We start from the raw sequence: 14,902 nt of genomic DNA on the forward strand, positions 1-14,902 counted from the left end.
AAACCAAGGCTACAACGCTGAAGCGCAGCGGCGCCCGACGCCCGCTGCGCCGATCCCACGGAAGCCCGGCGGCCCATGAAAAAAGATTTCGTCATCAAGGTGCTCTTCATCGAGAAATCGGTCGAGGAGGCGGAACAGATCATCAGCCTGCTGCGCAACGCCGGAATCGCCATACGCCCCGCCCGCGCCACCCAGGCCGACCAGTTGCGCGACGCCCTGAACGAGCTGGAGCCGGACATCGTGCTGTTCGACCCGGCCGTCGGCACGATCGACCTGCGCGAGGTGGTGCACGAGCTGGATTCGCACGGCCGCGACCTGTCGCTGGTCGCCATGCTGTCGCAGATCGACAACACCGTGACCACCGACCTGATGACCGGCGGCGTGCGCGGGGTGGTCCTGCGCAGCCAGCCCAAGCAGCTGATCGCCGTGCTGCAGCGCGAGTTCGACGCCCTGCAGACGCGCCGCCAGGTGCGCCTGCTCGAGGCCGCGCTGCGCGAGTCCGAGCGCCGCTGCGACGCCCTGCTGGATTCGTCGAACGACGCCATCGCCTACGTGCACGAGGGCATGCACGTGCGCGCCAACCAGGCCTACCTGGAAACCTTCGGCTACGACAGCTTCGACGACCTGCTCGGCCTGCCCGTGCTCGACCTGGTCAGCCCGGCCCATGCCGACGAGTTCAAGAACCTGCTGCGCGCGCACTCGCGCAAGGAAAAGGCCGAGCACAGCCTGGAGTTGCAGGCGCGCCGCGCCGACGCCAGCACGTTCAAGGCCACCGCCGAGTTCGCCCACGCCACGTTCGAGGGCGAGCCGTGCCTGCAGATCGTGTTCCGCCGCCAGCAGGTCGATCCGGCCCTGCTCGCGCAGTTGCAGCGCGACCCGGTCACCGGCCTGTTCAACCGCGCGCGGTCGCTGGAGCTGATCGACGAGGCCGTGGCCGACGCCGCGAAGGGACGCAAGGGACAGACCCTGCTGCTGGTCGAACCGGACAACTGGCAGACCATCGTGGCCGGCATCGGCCTGGGCCAGGCCGACGAGCTGCTGGCCGCCTTCGCCACCCGGATCAACGCGCTGCTGGGCAGCGGGGACATGGCCGGCCTGCTCGCCGAGCACACCATCGGCATCATGCTCGACACGCGCAGTGACCAGGAGATCCGCCAGTGGATCGAACGGCTGCAGCAAGCCGTCGCCAACGAGATCTTCGACGTCGGCACGCATTCCATCACCGTCACCGCGAGCATCGGCGGCAGCCTGCTCGGCGAGAAGAACGCCAATGCCGAGCTGCTGCTCAACCAGGCCAGCCAGGCCCTGCGCAACGCACAGAGCCAGGGCGGCAGCCGCGTCGACCTGCACGACCCGGCCGCCCGCGAGAAGGCCGAGGAGGAGCGCGAGCGCTACTGGCTGCAACTGCTGCAGCAGGCGCTGGCGCAGGACGGCTTCGTGCTGTACCACCAGCACACGGTCAGCCTGCAGGACGCCGAGGGCGAGTACTCGGAAATCCTGCTGCGCATGAACGGCCCGCAGGGCGAGGTGCTGCCGGGTTTCTTCATGCCGATCGCCGAGAGCCACGGCCTAACCGTGGCGATCGACCGCTGGGTGCTCAACCGCGCGATCGAGGTGCTCAAGGCACGCGACGGCCAGGGCATGCAGACCACCTTCTTCGTCAAGCTCACCGCCGATTCGCTGCAGGACCCGGGCCTGCTGCCGTGGCTGGAGGAGCGCCTGAAGCAGGCTGCGCTGCGCTACGGCCATCTCGTGCTGGAGATGACCGAGAGCAAGGTGGTCACCCTGCTGCGCCCGGCGCAGGAGTTCATCAACGGCTGGAAGAAGATCGGCGGGCGCTTCGCGCTGGAGCAGTTCGGCTCCGGCCTGAACTCGTTCCAGTTGCTCAACCACATCGACGCGGACTACCTGAAGATCGACCGCACCTACATGGCGCAGTTGCCGCAGCACCCCGAGAACCAGAAGAAGGTCGCGGAAATCTGCCACCAGGCGCGCGAGCTGAAGCGCCAGACCGTGGCCGAGTGGGTGGAGGACGCCACCAGCACCTCGCTGCTGTTCGCTTGCGGCGTGGATTTCGTGCAGGGCAACTTCCTGCAGGAGCCGCAGCGGCTGGCCTGAGCCTGCGGCGAAGGCGGCCTCCGGCCGCCACGACGCAAAAAACCCCGCGGATCGCTCCGCGGGGTTTTCTTCGCTGGCCTGCCGGCGATTTACTCGGCGGCGGCAGCGGCGGCCTTCGAGGCGGCCTTGGCGGCCGACACGGCGGCGATGTCTTCCTTGATGCGGGCGGCCTTGCCTTCCAGGCCGCGCAGGTAGTACAGCTTGGCGCCGCGCACCTTGCCCTTGCGCTTCACCTGCACCGAATCGATGGTCGGGCTGTGCGCCTGGAACACGCGCTCCACGCCGGTGCCGTGCGAGATCTTGCGCACGGTGAAGGCCGAATGCAGGCCGCGGCTGCGCTTGGCGATGACGACGCCCTCGAACGCCTGCACGCGCTCGCGATTGCCTTCCTTCACCTTGACGTTGACCACCACGGTATCGCCAGGGCCGAATTCCGGCAGTTGGCGGGTGATCTGCTCGGCTTCGAACTGTTCGATGATCTTGTTCATGGCAACACCTGTGTCGATTCAGTAGCGGCGGTCACTCGGTGGCCGCCTTGTTTTGCAGCGCCTGCCCTTGCGAGGCATGTTCGCGGCGAAATTCGTCCAGCAACGCGCGGGATTCGGCATCCAGCGCGCGTTGCGCCAACAGATCCGGACGGCGCAGCCAGGTTCGCCCCAGCGACTGCTTCAGGCGCCAGCGGCGGATCGCCGCGTGGTCGCCGGAGAGCAGCACCTCCGGCACGTCGCCGAGCGCATCGCGCACCGGCTTCGTGTAGTGCGGACAATCCAGCAGGCCGTCCGAGAACGAATCCTGCTGCGCCGACTGCGCGTCGTTCAACGCGCCGTCCTGCAAGCGTCCCACCGCGTCGATGACCACCGCGGCGCCAAGCTCGCCGCCGGACAGCACATAATCGCCGATGGAAAGCTCCTCGTCGACCTCGTGCGCCAGCAGGCGCTCGTCCACACCTTCGTAACGCCCGCAGAGCAGTGCGATGCGCGGCAGCTTCGCCAGCGCCTCCACCCTGCCCTGCGTCAGCCGCGCTCCCTGCGGACTGAGGTAAATCACCCGCACCGGCTCCGGTGCCGCCCCGCGCATCGCCTTCAGGGCCGCGCGCAAGGGCTCGATCAGCATCACCATGCCGGGCCCGCCGCCGCAGGTGCGGCCGTCCACGGTACGGTAGTTGTCGGTGGCGTAGTCGCGCGGGTTCCAGGTTTCCACCTGCAGCAGCTCGCGCTGCTGCGCGCGTCCCACCACACCGACCGCGGCGCACTGGCGCATGAAGTCGGGAAACAGCGTGACGACGTCGATGCGCATGAACCCTCAAACTCCCACCGCAGCGCCTACCGCCGTCAGAATTCGGGATCCCAGTCCACCACCATGCGTCCGCCGGAAAGATCCACCGACCGCACGTAAGAACCCTGGACGAAGGGAACCAGCCGCTCGCGCTCGCCGTCCCTCACCACCACGACATCGTTGGCGCCGGTGGCGAACAGGTGACTGACCCGCCCCAGTGCCACGCCTTCCGTGGTGACGACCTCCAGACCCTCGAGGTCGACCCAGTAAAACTCGCCCTTGCCAGGCGGCGGCAGCAGCTCGCGGGCGACATGGATGTCCTGCCCCACCAGCGCCGCCGCCTTGTCCCGGTCGTCCACTCCGGGCAGGTAGCAGATCAGCCCCTTGCCCTGCGGACGCCCCTTGACCCCGGCGACCTCCGTTTCCGCGCCCGGCGCCGCAGCGAGCAGCCAGGGCTGGTAATCGAAGATGCGCGTGCGGGGCTCGGTCCAGGATTCGATCTTGAGCCAGCCCTGCACGCCGTACAGCCCGACGATGCGTCCGACCAGGACGCGCCGACCGGCTGCCGTCACGTTCAGGCAGCCTGCTGCTTGCCGGCTTCCTTGAGCAGGGCCGCGACCTTGTCGGTCAACTGCGCGCCCTTGCCCACCCACTCCTGCACGCGGGCGACGTTCAGCTCAAGGCGCTTGTCCTTGCCCGAAGCCACCGGATTGTAATAACCGACGTTCTCGATGTTGCGGCCGTCGCGCTTGCTGCGCTGATCGGTCACGACGACATGGTAGAACGGACGGCCCTTGGCGCCGCCGCGCGAAAGACGAATCTTGACCATAAGTAAAAGCTCCAGAGTTGCCGGAATCGCCGGCCGCACGCACGAAGCCGTGCGCGGTAAACGCGGCATTTTAGTGAGGAAATCGGTAAAAGGGAAGAGCTTGGAGCAGGAGCGAGGGAAGATGAGTGAGAAGTGAGTGGGCTCCCCGCAAGCGCGGATACCGCCGGAGCCGGAAGCTTTCTCTCGCTTCTCGCTCCTCTCCTCTCGCTCCTCCAAGCCCCTCAGCGCATGGGCGGCAGTCCGCCCATCCCGCCCATGCCCTTCATGGCGCCGCGCATCTGGCGCAGCAGGCCCTTGCTGCCGCCCTTGGACAGCTTGGACATCATCTTTTCCATCTGCATGTACTGCTTCAGCAGGCGGTTGACGTCGGCCGGCTGGGTGCCGGAGCCGCGCGCCACGCGGGCGCGACGCGAGCCGTTCAGCAGGTCGGGATGGCGGCGCTCCTTCTTGGTCATCGACTGGATGATCGCGACCATGCGCTTGATCTCGCCGTCGTTGACCTTCGACTTCACGCTGTCGGGCAGGCTGGACACGCCGGGCAGCTTGTCCATCAGGCCGGCCAGGCCGCCCATGTTGTTCATCTGCTCGAGCTGGTCCTTCATGTCGTTCAGGTCGAAGCGCTTGCCCTTCATCACCTTGGTGGCGAGCTTCTGCGCCTTTTCCTGGTCGACCTTGCGCTCGACCTCCTCGACCAGGCTCAGCACGTCGCCCATGCCCAGGATGCGCTGCGCCACGCGGTCCGGGTGGAACGGCTCCAGCGCGTCGGTCTTCTCGCCCGCGCCGAGGAACTTGATCGGCCGGCCGGTGACGTAGCGCACCGACAGCGCCGCGCCGCCGCGGGCGTCGCCGTCGGTCTTGGTCAGCACCACGCCGGTGAGCGGCAGCGCCTCGCTGAACGCCTTGGCGGTGACGGCGGCATCCTGGCCGGTCATCGAATCGACCACGAACAGCGTCTCGACCGGGGTGATCGCGGCGTGCAGCGCCTTGATCTCGGCCATCATCGCCTCGTCCACGTGCAGGCGGCCGGCGGTATCGACCAGCAGCACGTCGACCACCTCGCGCCTCGCCGCGGCGATCGCGTTCTTCGCGATGTCCACCGGGTTCTGGCCGGCCTCGGACGGGAAGAACGCCACGCCGACCTGCCCGGCCAGCGTGCGCAACTGCTCGATGGCGGCCGGACGGTAGACGTCGCAGCTCACCACCATCACCTTCTTCTTTTTGCGCTCGGTGAGGAAGCGCGCCAGCTTGGCCACGGTGGTGGTCTTGCCGGCGCCCTGCAGGCCGGCCATCAGCACCACCGCCGGCGGCTGCTGGGCCAGGTTCAGCTCGGTGTTGGTGGTGCCCATCACCGTGGTCAGCTCGTCGCTGACCACCTTCACCAGCGCCTGGCCCGGCGACAGGCTCTTGAGCACCTCCTGCCCGACCGCGCGCACCTTCACCCGCTCGACCAGCGCCTGCACCACCGGCAGCGCCACGTCGGCCTCGAGCAGCGCGATGCGCACCTCGCGCAGCGATTCGCGGATGTTTTCCTCGGTCAGCCTGCCGCGGCCGCGCAGGCGGTTGACGGTGGCTGACAGGCGTTGGCTGAGCGACTCGAACATGATTGATCGGCTGGGGACGGGAAATGCTCAATGATACCGAAGTTCGGCCGGCTATCGCGCGCGGGCGCCGCCGGGCCGCGGCCGCGCCGCCTTGACCCATGCGGCGATGTCCTCGATCACCTGCGGCTGGACGTGGCCCGGCGCGAGATAGTCGGCCACCGTCCCGGTCTTGCCGGCCGGCATGAACAGGTGGCTCAGGCCGGGATAGAGATGGAACGCCGTGTCCGCCCGGCCCTGCATGGCCTGCTTCCAGCGGCCGAAATCCAGTTCGGGCGATACCTGGAAATCGCCGCCTCCCTGCAGGAACAGCACGGGCAGCGCCGCGGCCCTGGCGTCGGCGACGGGATCGACGCGCGACCAGCTCAGCCAATAGGCATGCGACCCCTGGCCCATGAACGTGCCGGCCGGCGCCGGTTGCCCGGGCGCGATCCCCGCCAGCAGTTTCTCCTCGCCCTCGATGACGGCCTGCGACTTGCGCGCGACCTCGGGCGGCAGGTTGTGCTTCTGCGCCTGGTCGCGCCCCTGCTGCTTCAGCACCTCGAAGATCGGCCGCGCCGGCGCCGCCAGCAGCACCAGCCCCGCCGCCTGGCCGCTGCGCATGGCGATGCGCGGCGCCATCATGGCGCCCAGGCTGTGGCCGAGCACGAAGACGCGGCGCGGGTCGATCCCCTTCTGCGCCGACAGCAGGCGGAGCGCGGCCACCGCATCGTCGGTCACCTCGGCGTCGATCACGTACTCGCCCTTCCACGCCTTGTGGTCGAAGTTGCGCTTGTCGTAGCGCAGCGACGCCACGCCCTGCTTGGCCAGCCCTTCGGCAAGCTCGCGGAACGGCTGGTTCGGCCCGATGCTCTCGTCCCTGTCCTGCGCGCCGGAACCGGCCACCATCACCACGGCCGGAAAGGGGCCATGGCCGGGCGGCAAGGTCAGCGCGCCGTAGAGCGGGCCGGCCGGGGACGGCACGTCGAGCGGAGTCACCCGCACCCCATCGGCCTCGACGTGCGGCGCCTGCGGATGCGGAGAGGTCGCGTACTTCGCCATGGCGACCATGGCCGGGTCCATGAACCGCTGCGCCGACAATCGCCCCTGCCCGTCGCACCACATGACCAGGTCCTGCGTCAGGCGGGCGTACTGCATTTCCACCACGGCCACCGGCTTGCCGTCCAGGGAAGCCGTGCGCGGCGCGCCGTGCCTGCGATAAGCGCCCATCTGCTGCCCGGCCGCGCGCCACAACTGCTCCAGCCCGGCGGCTCCCGGCGCCTTGCCGCCGGGGGCGAAGCGGCCGGCCGCATTCGCATAGTCGGCGCGCGCCAGGGCATCCACCATGGCCCCGGCATTCGCCAGGCAGACTTCGGAACGGGCGTCCGCGGCCCTGGCCGGCATGATGCCGGCCAGCGCGAGGCCCATGGCGGCGGCAAGCGCGACGACGGTCTTCCTGTTCATCGGATCAGTCTCCCTTCGGATCGGTGTGGCGCCCTTCCAGGCGGCGATAGGCGAAGTACGAATACACGACGGGAACCAGGCAGGCGGCGGCCAGCAGCGCGACCGGGACGGCCTTGGGCGCCCCGGCCAGGGCCGCCGCCACGATCAGCAGCCCGGCCAGCACCGACACCCGTCCGCCCAGGCGGTGCGTGCGCTCCCACACCGCGTCGTTGGTCAGCGTCCACGGCGTGCGTATGCCGACGAAGAAATTGCGCCGCAGCTTGCCCATGTAGTTGCCGATCACCATCAGCAGCACGCCGATCGACAGCATGCCGATGGTCAGCCGTGGCAAGGCGTAGCCCGCGCTGCCGAGCAGGATGGACAGGTCGATCACCAGGATCGCCCCCTGCACCGCGAGCATGATGATCCCGTAGCTGCGCGCGAACGGCCGTATCTCGAACCGGCGCGGCGAAAGGCGCGGCAACGCCTCGGTCAGCGCAGCGAGCGCCGCCAGCACGATCGCCGGCAGCGCGGCCGACCAGAAGCGCGGCGTCCATTGGGTGGGCTGTCCATGCAGGTCCCAGTGCGTGGGCACCTGCGCCGGCAACTGCGGATAGACCCACAGGCCCACGGCGGCGGCGATCAGCACGAAGGCCGCCGATACGATGAGGTTGCGCGAGGAAGTCATCCCTTGGCTCCGGTTTTGCCTTTGGCGGGGAAAAGGTCCAGCACCATGCGCGCGAAGTCCTCCACGACGGTGCTGTTGAGCGAGTAGACGATGAACTGGCCACGCCGCTCGGTGCGCACCAGGTCGGCCTGCTTCAGCACGGCGAAGTGGTGCGACAGCGAGGCCGGCGTGATGTCGAACGCCTCGCCGATCTCCCCCGCGCTCATCGCGCCGCCCTGCAGCCGCTTGAGGATGGCGCGGCGGGTGGGGTCGGCGAGTGCCCGGAAGGCGGCTTGCTGTTTCATGGCTCGGCCTGGCGATTCGATGCCTAGATATTTAGACAAATATCTAAATAAGACCAGTGACGAACGTCATGCCTCGCCCTGGCCGCATTCACGCCCGCAGGCCGCTGTGCCAAACTTCCGGGCCATGCTCCCCGCGCTATCGCTCCTCGCCATCGCCTGCTACCTGCTCGCCTCCGGCCTGCTGGCGCGGCCGCTGTTCGGCCGCGCGCTGCCGGCAACGCCTGCGCCGCTGCAGCGCACGGCGTTGTCCGTGGCCGTCGTCGCCGTGCTCGCCCATGCCGGCGTGCTGCTGGGCATGCACCGCGGTGCGCTGGACCTGCACTTCTTCGCGGCGCTGTCGCTGGTGGCCTGCGTGGTGTCCGCGCTGACCCTGCTGGTGAACCTGAGCCGCCCGGTCGCCGCGGTGGGTGTGATCGTGTTCCCGCTGACCGCGCTGCTGGTGGCGCTGGACGGCTTCGTCGCGCCGGCGACCGCGCCGCAGCCGATGGACTGGCAGATCAAGCTGCACGTCACCGTGGCCCTGGTCGCCTTCAGCGTGCTGTCGATCGCCGCGGTGCTGGCGATCGGGCTGGCGATCCAGGAACGTGCGCTGCGCCACCGCCGGTTCAGTCCGTGGATGCGCGCCCTGCCGCCGCTGACGTTGTCCGAAACCCTGCTGTTCCGCCTGATCGCCGCCGGCTTCGCGCTGCTGACCCTTACCCTGATCACCGGCGTGCTGTTCGTCGGCAACCTGTTCGGCCAGCACCTGGTGCACAAGACGGTGCTGTCGATCGTCGCCTGGCTGGTGTTCGGCACCCTGCTCTACGGCCGCTGGCGGCACGGCTGGCGCGGCCGCAGCGCGGTCAACCTCACCCTGATCGGCATGGCCGTGCTGGTGCTGGCGTTCTTCGGCTCGAAGTTCGTGCTGGAGCTGATCCTGCATCGCCCGATGACATAACGCAGGGCCATCGCGGGCGGATTCTGGCCCGGCCCCACGCTTTGCCCGCGGCACGACGAGCATCGACTCGCCGCATCCATCCACCGCTTCGCCGCAGCCCGCCCGGGAGATCGGGCGGGTCTGCCTATAGTCGTTCCAGCCAGGACAAGGCAGGGGAACGGCATGCGGGAAGATCGGGCAGCCACCGGACGGATACGCCGCATCGTCCGCCGGACCTTACTCGGCCTGGCGATGCTCGCCTTGATGCTGGCCGCAGCCGGCGCGCTCTACAACGCGCTGGCGCTGCGCCGGCTGCGCCAGGCCCATCCGCCGCCGGGAAGGATCCATGCGGTGGACGGGCATGCCATGCACCTGTACTGCACCGGCGCGGGCGCTCCCACCGTGGTGCTCGAATCCGGCGGGGCCGAGAGCTTCCTCGTCTGGGGCTAGCTGCAGCCGGGCCTGTCGCGAACCACGCGCGTGCGTTCCTACGACCGCGCCGGCCCGGGCTGGAGCGAGCCGGTGGAGGGAGCGTGCGACGGCGGCCACATCGCGGCGCAGTTGCACGCGCTGCTCGCAAAAGCCGGCATCGAAGGCCGCTGGTGCTGGTGGCCACTCGGCCGGCGGCCTGTACATCCGCGCCTATGCCGCCCGCTTTCCGGAGCAGGTCGCGGGGCTGGTGTTCGTCGATGCCACCACGCCGGAACGGCTGCCGGCAAGCGTCGCCGCGCTGGACCGCCACGGGGCGTTGCAGATGGCACTGTTCAAGGCAGCCATCGCGCTGGGCATCCCACGTTTCATGGGCGCCTGCTCCGACGCCGCCGCCGGGCTTCGACGCCGCCGCCGACCTCTGGCGCGCGGATGCCTGCAAGCCGGGCTACGTCACCGCCGTCAGCCGCGAACAGGACGGCAGGGCACAGTCGCTGGTCGAGGCCAGCCGCGCCGGCGGCCTGGGCGACCTGCCGCTGCTGGTGTTCTCGCGCGATCCCGGGCAACCCCGTCCGCCCGCCCTGCCCACCTCGGACTGGCAGCAGGCAAACGCCGCGCACGACGCCGCACAGGAAACGCTGGCGCACCTGTCCACCCGCGGCCGGCGGATCGTCGCCCGGGGCAGCGGGCACTACATCCACTTCGAGCGGCCGGAACTGCTGGTGAGCGAAATCGGCGCTTTCGTCGCAGCTATCCGGCGCGGAAGCGCCGAACCGGGACAAGGCAGCACGGTGGCGGAGTGACGCCCTCGTACACTAGGAGCAACAGGCCGACGCGCCACGGCCAGCCTCCTTCGCATGCGAGACGGCGGGCCGAAGCCCACCGGCGACCGCGGCGCGTCAGGCATCCCGGCAGGCGTCGATGGCCTGGGACAGGCGCTCCACGCCGATCACCTCCATTTCGCCCACCTTGCCCTTCTTCGGCGCGTTGGCCTTGGGCACGATGGCGCGGCGGAAGCCATGCGTGGCCGCTTCCTTCAGGCGCTCCTCGCCGTTGGGCACCGGGCGGATCTCGCCGGAAAGGCCAACCTCGCCGAAGGCGATGGTCTTGTCCGGCAGCGGGCGGTCGCGCAGCGAGGAAAGCACCGCCAGCAGCACCGGCAGGTCGGCCGCGGTTTCCTGCACGCGGATGCCGCCGACCACATTGACGAACACGTCCTGGTCGTAGGCCGCCACCCCGCCGTGCCGATGCAGCACGGCCAGCAGCATGGCGAGGCGGTTCTGCTCCAGGCCCAGCGCCACGCGCCGCGGGTTGCCCAGCGAGGACTGGTCCACCAGCGCCTGCACCTCCACCAGCAGCGGGCGGGTGCCTTCGCGGGTGACCATCACCGCGCTGCCCGGGGTCGGCCCGCTGTGCGCGGACAGGAAGATCGCCGACGGGTTGGGTACTTCGCGCAGGCCCTTCTCGCCCATCGCGAACACGCCCAGTTCGTTGACCGCGCCGAAGCGGTTCTTGAACGCGCGCAGCACGCGGAAGCGCGAGCCGGATTCGCCCTCGAAGTACAGCACCGCGTCCACCATGTGCTCGAGCACGCGCGGGCCGGCGATGCCGCCCTCCTTGGTGACGTGGCCGACCAGGAACACGCTGGTGCCGGTCTCCTTGGCGAAGCGGGTGAGCTTGGCGGCCGACTCGCGCACCTGGCTCACCGCCCCCGGCGCCGCGGTGAGCAGCTCGGTCCAGATGGTCTGGATCGAGTCGATCACCAGCACGCGCGGGCGGGCCGCCACCGCCTGTTCGAGGATGCGCTCGATGCAGGTCTCGGCCAGCGCCTGCAACGGCTCCAGCGGCAGGCCCAGGCGCTGCGCGCGGGCGGCCACCTGCGACAGCGACTCCTCGCCGGTGACGTAGACGCTCGCCAGGTGCGCGCCCAGCGCGCCCAGCATCTGCAGCAGCAGGGTCGACTTGCCGATGCCCGGGTCGCCGCCGATCAGCACCACCGAGCCCTGCACCAGGCCGCCGCCAAGCACGCGGTCCAGCTCGCCGATGCCGGTATGGGTGCGCGCCTCGCCGGTCAGCGCCACCGCCGTCAGCGGCGTCACCTTGGCCGCGCCGGCCGCATTGCCCGCATAGCTGGAACGCTGCGCGCCCACCGAGGATTTCGCGGCGGACGCCGGCGCCAGCACGATCTCGCTCAGCGTGTTCCAGGCGCCGCACTCCACGCACTGGCCCTGCCATTTCGAATGCTCGGCGCCGCAGTCGGTGCAGACGTAGGCGGTCTTGGCTTTGGCCATGCGGGGTTTCCGGCGAAGCGTGGAGATTGCCGGCGAGCTTAGCCTGCCGCCATCGCAAACCGCGAGACGCCGGCGCCGCGGACCGGCGTCAGTGTTCGTCTTCCACGAACAGCACCCGCCGCGTCATGCCGCAGGTAAGGTCGTAGCCGATGGTGCCCGCGCGCGCGGCGATCCGCTCGACCGGCAGTTCCGGCCCCCACAGGGTGACGCGGTCGCCCACCTTCGCCTGCGGCGCCTCGCGCAGGTCGAGCGTGACCAGGTCCATCGAGACGCGGCCGACCAAGGGCACGCTGCGCCCGCCCACCAGCACCGGCGTGCCGGAGGCCGCGCTGCGCGGATAGCCGTCGCCGTAGCCGACCGCCGCGACGCCGACCGGCATGTCTTCCGGGCAGGTCCAGGTGCCGTTGTAGCCGATGCGCTCGCCCTTGCCGATGCGGTTGACCGCGATCAGCCGCGTGGACAGGGTCATCGCGGGACGGAAACCGAAATCCGCGCCAGTCTTGCCGTCCACCACCGACAGGCCGTAGAGCAGGCCCCCGCTGCGCACCCAGTCGCCGCGCGCCTCGGGCCAGCCCAGCACGGCGGCCGAATTGGACAGCGAGCGCGGCCCCGCCAGCCCTCGGGTGTGCTCGGCGAAGCGGGCGATCTGCGCCTGCGTCGCGTCGCCACCGAACACTTCCGACTCGGCGAAGTGGGTAAGCAGGCCGATCTCCGGGTCGATGCCGGGAAGCGCCGCGAGGCGCGCATGCACTTCGGCGACATGCTCGGGCGCGAAGCCGAGCCGGTGCATCCCGCTGTCCACCTTCAGCCATGCGCGCAGGCGGCCGCGCGACGCACTCGCCTCGGCCAGCCACGCCAGTTGTGCCTCGTGGTGGATCGCCGCGTCCAGCCGCAGCCGCTGCATCTCGGCGATGTCGCCGGGCTGGTCCGGGCCGGACAGCACCACGATGCGCTGGCGATGGCCCGCCGCGCGCAGGCGCAGGCCGTCGCCCAGCGCCGCCACCGCGAACGCGTCGGCCTCGTGGTCGAGCGCGCGCGCCACTCGCTCCAGTCCGTGCCCGTAGGCATCGGCCTTGACCACCGCCATCACCCTGGCCGGCGCGGCCAGCGACTTGATGCGGGCGAGGTTGTGGCGCAGGGCGCCGAGATGGATGGTGGCGACGGTGGTGCGGCTCATGGCTGAAGATATCGCCGCGATGCACGATCCCGGCAAGTGCGTCATTCGAGGAAGGACCGGACGGAAGCCGGCCGGCGAGGCGGCGGAAGCTTATCAGCCCGGCCCGCCACCGCCCATGCCGAAGCATGGCGCGCGCTTCGGGTTCCGCCATGGCCTTGCCAGGGAAATCCGCGGGCAACGCATGCGGCGGGGCCGACGCCGCGTGCGGTGCCGCCACCCCGCCGACGATCAGCGCGACGCCCGCCGGAGCGAATGCCCTGCCGCGCTACTCGAAGGCGCCGACGAACGAATCCGGCGCGTAGTTCTCGAACTTGGTGTAGTGGCCCAGGAAGGCCAGCTTCACCGTCTCGGTGGGGCCGTTGCGCTGCTTGCCGATGATGATCTCGGCCAGTCCCTTGTCCGGCGATTCCTTGTTGTAGTACTCGTCGCGGTAGATGAACATGATCACGTCCGCGTCCTGCTCGATGGCGCCCGATTCGCGCAGGTCGGACATCATCGGCCGCTTGTCGGCGCGCTGCTCCAGCGAGCGGTTGAGCTGCGACAGGGCGATCACCGGCACGTTCAGCTCCTTGGCGAGGCCCTTGAGCGAGCGCGAGATCTCCGAGATCTCGGTGGCGCGGTTCTCCTTGTTGCCTGGCACCTGCATCAACTGCAGGTAGTCGATCACGATCAGGCCCAGCCCGCCGTGCTCGCGGTGCAGCCGGCGCGCGCGCGCGCGCAGCTCCACCGGCGACAGGCCGGGGGAATCGTCGATGAAGATCTTGGCCTCGGAAAGGATCGCGATCGCGTTGGTGACGCGCGGCCAGTCCTCCTCGCTGAGGTCGCCGTTGCGCAGATGCTGCGCGTGGATGCGGCCGATCGAGGAGATCAGGCGGAAGGCAAGCTGCGAGGCCGACATTTCCATCGAAAAGATCACCACCGCCTTCTTCGCGCGCAGCGCGGCGGCCTCGGCGATGTTCACCGAGAACGCGGTCTTGCCCATCGAGGGGCGCGCCGCGACGATGATCAGGTCCGACGGCTGCAGGCCGGAGGTAAGCTCGTCCAGGTCGGTGAAGCCGGTGGAGATGCCAGTGAGCTGGCCGCGGTTCTCGTAGCGCTCGGTGAGCATGCGGAAGGCGTCCTTCACCGCCTCGCGCATGGAGACCGAATCCTTCTTGCCGCGCGCGCCCGACTCGGCGATGTGGAACACGCGCTGCTCGGCGCTTTCCAGCACCTCCTGCACGCTCTTGCCCTCGGGCCGGTAGCCGTCCTCGGTGATCGAGGTGCCGGCGTCGATGAGCTGTCGCAGCACGGATTTCTCGCGCACGATGTCGGCGTAGGCGGCGATGTTCGCCGCGCTCGGCGTGGCGTTGGCCAGCTCGATGAGATAGCTGGCGCCGCCGACCATCTCGGCCAGGCCGTTGGCCTCGAACCAGTCGCCCAGGGTCACCGCGTCGCACGGCATGCCCTTCACCGCCAGCTCGTTGATCGCGCGCCAGATCAGGCGGTGGTCCTTGCGGTAGAAATCCTGCTCGCCGAGCTTGTCGGCCACCTTGTCCAGCGCGTCGGGCGCCAGCATCAGCCCGCCCAGCACGGCCTGCTCGGCGTCGATCGAATGCGGCGGCACGCGCAGCGCCTCGACGGCCGAGGCGTTGCCGCTCTTGCGCTCGGGGACAAAGGACATGGCATTACCTCGCAGAAGGACGGGAGCATGGCCGACGACGCGAACGGCCGATGTCGCGGGATCAGGATACGCGGGGGCATCTCGCACCGCGAGACAACAACCCTGTGGATAAGCTGTGCGTTGCTGTGGATAGCCCGCCGGCGCCAAGCGTCCGGAACGCCGGCCCCGGCGGCCCGGGAGCAGCGAACCGGGAGCAACGTGCGGAAACGGCG

15 protein-coding genes are annotated in these 14,902 nt (G+C 69.6%); 4 read left to right on the forward strand and 11 right to left on the reverse strand.

The features are described 5' to 3' along the window. Positions 1 to 75 precede the first annotated feature (75 nt). Entirely contained in the window at positions 76 to 2,118 is a 2,043-nt protein-coding gene (locus ASG87_RS13620) for an EAL domain-containing protein (protein ID WP_056006065.1), read from the forward strand. A gap of 89 nt (positions 2,119 to 2,207) precedes the next feature. Here the strand turns inward: ASG87_RS13620 and rplS are convergent, their stop codons facing one another. The 8 genes from rplS to ASG87_RS13660 form a co-directional block, all read right to left on the reverse strand. Beyond that, a complete protein-coding gene (rplS, locus tag ASG87_RS13625; protein ID WP_056006068.1) occupies positions 2,208 to 2,606 on the reverse strand; it encodes a 50S ribosomal protein L19 in 399 nt (132 codons plus the stop codon). A gap of 31 nt (positions 2,607 to 2,637) precedes the next feature. After that, positions 2,638 to 3,414: a tRNA (guanosine(37)-N1)-methyltransferase TrmD gene (trmD, locus tag ASG87_RS13630; protein WP_056006071.1), complete on the reverse strand. Its 777-nt coding sequence runs from the start codon at positions 3,412 to 3,414 to the stop codon at positions 2,638 to 2,640. Between the two features lie 35 nt (positions 3,415 to 3,449). Next, a complete protein-coding gene (rimM, locus tag ASG87_RS13635; protein ID WP_056006074.1) occupies positions 3,450 to 3,965 on the reverse strand; it encodes a ribosome maturation factor RimM in 516 nt (171 codons plus the stop codon). Positions 3,966 to 3,967: 2 nt separating this feature from the next. Beyond that, a complete protein-coding gene (rpsP, locus tag ASG87_RS13640) occupies positions 3,968 to 4,222 on the reverse strand; it encodes a 30S ribosomal protein S16 (RefSeq protein ID WP_056006077.1) in 255 nt (84 codons plus the stop codon). Positions 4,223 to 4,443: 221 nt separating this feature from the next. Continuing rightward, positions 4,444 to 5,823 carry a signal recognition particle protein gene (gene ffh, locus ASG87_RS13645; protein WP_056006080.1) on the reverse strand — a complete coding sequence of 460 codons (1,380 nt, stop codon included), beginning with the start codon at positions 5,821 to 5,823 and terminating at the stop codon, positions 4,444 to 4,446. A 51-nt stretch (positions 5,824 to 5,874) separates the two neighbouring features. Next, positions 5,875 to 7,263 carry an alpha/beta fold hydrolase gene (locus ASG87_RS13650; protein WP_056006083.1) on the reverse strand — a complete coding sequence of 463 codons (1,389 nt, stop codon included), beginning with the start codon at positions 7,261 to 7,263 and terminating at the stop codon, positions 5,875 to 5,877. A gap of 4 nt (positions 7,264 to 7,267) precedes the next feature. Continuing rightward, positions 7,268 to 7,930 (reverse strand): SdpI family protein, encoded by a 663-nt coding sequence (locus ASG87_RS13655; protein WP_056006086.1) that lies wholly within the window; start codon positions 7,928 to 7,930, stop codon positions 7,268 to 7,270. Beyond that, the gene (locus ASG87_RS13660) at positions 7,927 to 8,214 is read right to left on the reverse strand and encodes an autorepressor SdpR family transcription factor (protein WP_056006090.1); all 288 of its coding nucleotides are present in this window, start codon (positions 8,212 to 8,214) and stop codon (positions 7,927 to 7,929) included. Before ASG87_RS13660 ends, ASG87_RS13655 begins: the two co-directional genes overlap by 4 nt. 124 nt (positions 8,215 to 8,338) lie before the next feature. On the opposite strand from ASG87_RS13660, the gene ccsA reads away from it, so the two are divergent. The 3 genes from ccsA to ASG87_RS13675 all read left to right on the forward strand — a co-directional run bounded on the left by ccsA (position 8,339) and on the right by ASG87_RS13675 (position 10,362). Next, positions 8,339 to 9,151: a cytochrome c biogenesis protein CcsA gene (ccsA, locus tag ASG87_RS13665; protein WP_056006093.1), complete on the forward strand. Its 813-nt coding sequence runs from the start codon at positions 8,339 to 8,341 to the stop codon at positions 9,149 to 9,151. 243 nt (positions 9,152 to 9,394) lie between these two features. Next, positions 9,395 to 9,580, forward strand: coding sequence for a hypothetical protein (locus tag ASG87_RS13670; protein ID WP_200949104.1), 186 nt, complete (start codon positions 9,395 to 9,397; stop codon positions 9,578 to 9,580). 239 nt (positions 9,581 to 9,819) lie between these two features. After that, complete coding sequence (locus tag ASG87_RS13675; protein ID WP_056006099.1) at positions 9,820 to 10,362, forward strand: hypothetical protein; 543 nt, start codon at positions 9,820 to 9,822, stop codon at positions 10,360 to 10,362. Positions 10,363 to 10,458: 96 nt separating this feature from the next. Here the strand turns inward: ASG87_RS13675 and radA are convergent, their stop codons facing one another. From radA to ASG87_RS13690, 3 genes are all read right to left on the reverse strand, one after another. Beyond that, positions 10,459 to 11,850 (reverse strand): DNA repair protein RadA, encoded by a 1,392-nt coding sequence (gene radA, locus ASG87_RS13680; RefSeq protein ID WP_056006102.1) that lies wholly within the window; start codon positions 11,848 to 11,850, stop codon positions 10,459 to 10,461. An 88-nt stretch (positions 11,851 to 11,938) separates the two neighbouring features. Beyond that, positions 11,939 to 13,027, reverse strand: coding sequence for an alanine racemase (alr, locus tag ASG87_RS13685; RefSeq protein WP_056006104.1), 1,089 nt, complete (start codon positions 13,025 to 13,027; stop codon positions 11,939 to 11,941). A gap of 265 nt (positions 13,028 to 13,292) precedes the next feature. After that, positions 13,293 to 14,690, reverse strand: a complete 1,398-nt coding sequence (locus tag ASG87_RS13690) for a replicative DNA helicase (protein WP_056006107.1) — start codon at positions 14,688 to 14,690, stop codon at positions 13,293 to 13,295. Positions 14,691 to 14,902 lie beyond the last annotated feature (212 nt).

It is taken from the genome of Frateuria sp. Soil773, assembly GCF_001428405.1.
GTDB lineage: Bacteria > Pseudomonadota > Gammaproteobacteria > Xanthomonadales > Rhodanobacteraceae > LMSL01.

Bases quoted from the DNA above. Each gene is read 5' to 3' on its own strand.
- ASG87_RS13620 (WP_056006065.1), top strand. From the start codon at position 76: ATGAAAAAAGATTTCGTCATCAAGGTGCTCTTCATCGAGAAATCGGTC.
- rplS (WP_056006068.1), bottom strand. From the start codon at position 2,606: ATGAACAAGATCATCGAACAGTTCGAAGCCGAGCAGATCACCCGCCAA.
- trmD (WP_056006071.1), bottom strand. From the start codon at position 3,414: ATGCGCATCGACGTCGTCACGCTGTTTCCCGACTTCATGCGCCAGTGC.
- rpsP (WP_056006077.1), bottom strand. From the start codon at position 4,222: ATGGTCAAGATTCGTCTTTCGCGCGGCGGCGCCAAGGGCCGTCCGTTC.
- ffh (WP_056006080.1), bottom strand. From the start codon at position 5,823: ATGTTCGAGTCGCTCAGCCAACGCCTGTCAGCCACCGTCAACCGCCTG.
- ASG87_RS13650 (WP_056006083.1), bottom strand. From the start codon at position 7,263: ATGAACAGGAAGACCGTCGTCGCGCTTGCCGCCGCCATGGGCCTCGCG.
- ASG87_RS13655 (WP_056006086.1), bottom strand. From the start codon at position 7,930: ATGACTTCCTCGCGCAACCTCATCGTATCGGCGGCCTTCGTGCTGATC.
- ASG87_RS13660 (WP_056006090.1), bottom strand. From the start codon at position 8,214: ATGAAACAGCAAGCCGCCTTCCGGGCACTCGCCGACCCCACCCGCCGC.
- ccsA (WP_056006093.1), top strand. From the start codon at position 8,339: ATGCTCCCCGCGCTATCGCTCCTCGCCATCGCCTGCTACCTGCTCGCC.
- ASG87_RS13670 (WP_200949104.1), top strand. From the start codon at position 9,395: ATGCTGGCCGCAGCCGGCGCGCTCTACAACGCGCTGGCGCTGCGCCGG.
- ASG87_RS13675 (WP_056006099.1), top strand. From the start codon at position 9,820: ATGCCACCACGCCGGAACGGCTGCCGGCAAGCGTCGCCGCGCTGGACC.
- radA (WP_056006102.1), bottom strand. From the start codon at position 11,850: ATGGCCAAAGCCAAGACCGCCTACGTCTGCACCGACTGCGGCGCCGAG.
- alr (WP_056006104.1), bottom strand. From the start codon at position 13,027: ATGAGCCGCACCACCGTCGCCACCATCCATCTCGGCGCCCTGCGCCAC.
- ASG87_RS13690 (WP_056006107.1), bottom strand. From the start codon at position 14,690: ATGTCCTTTGTCCCCGAGCGCAAGAGCGGCAACGCCTCGGCCGTCGAG.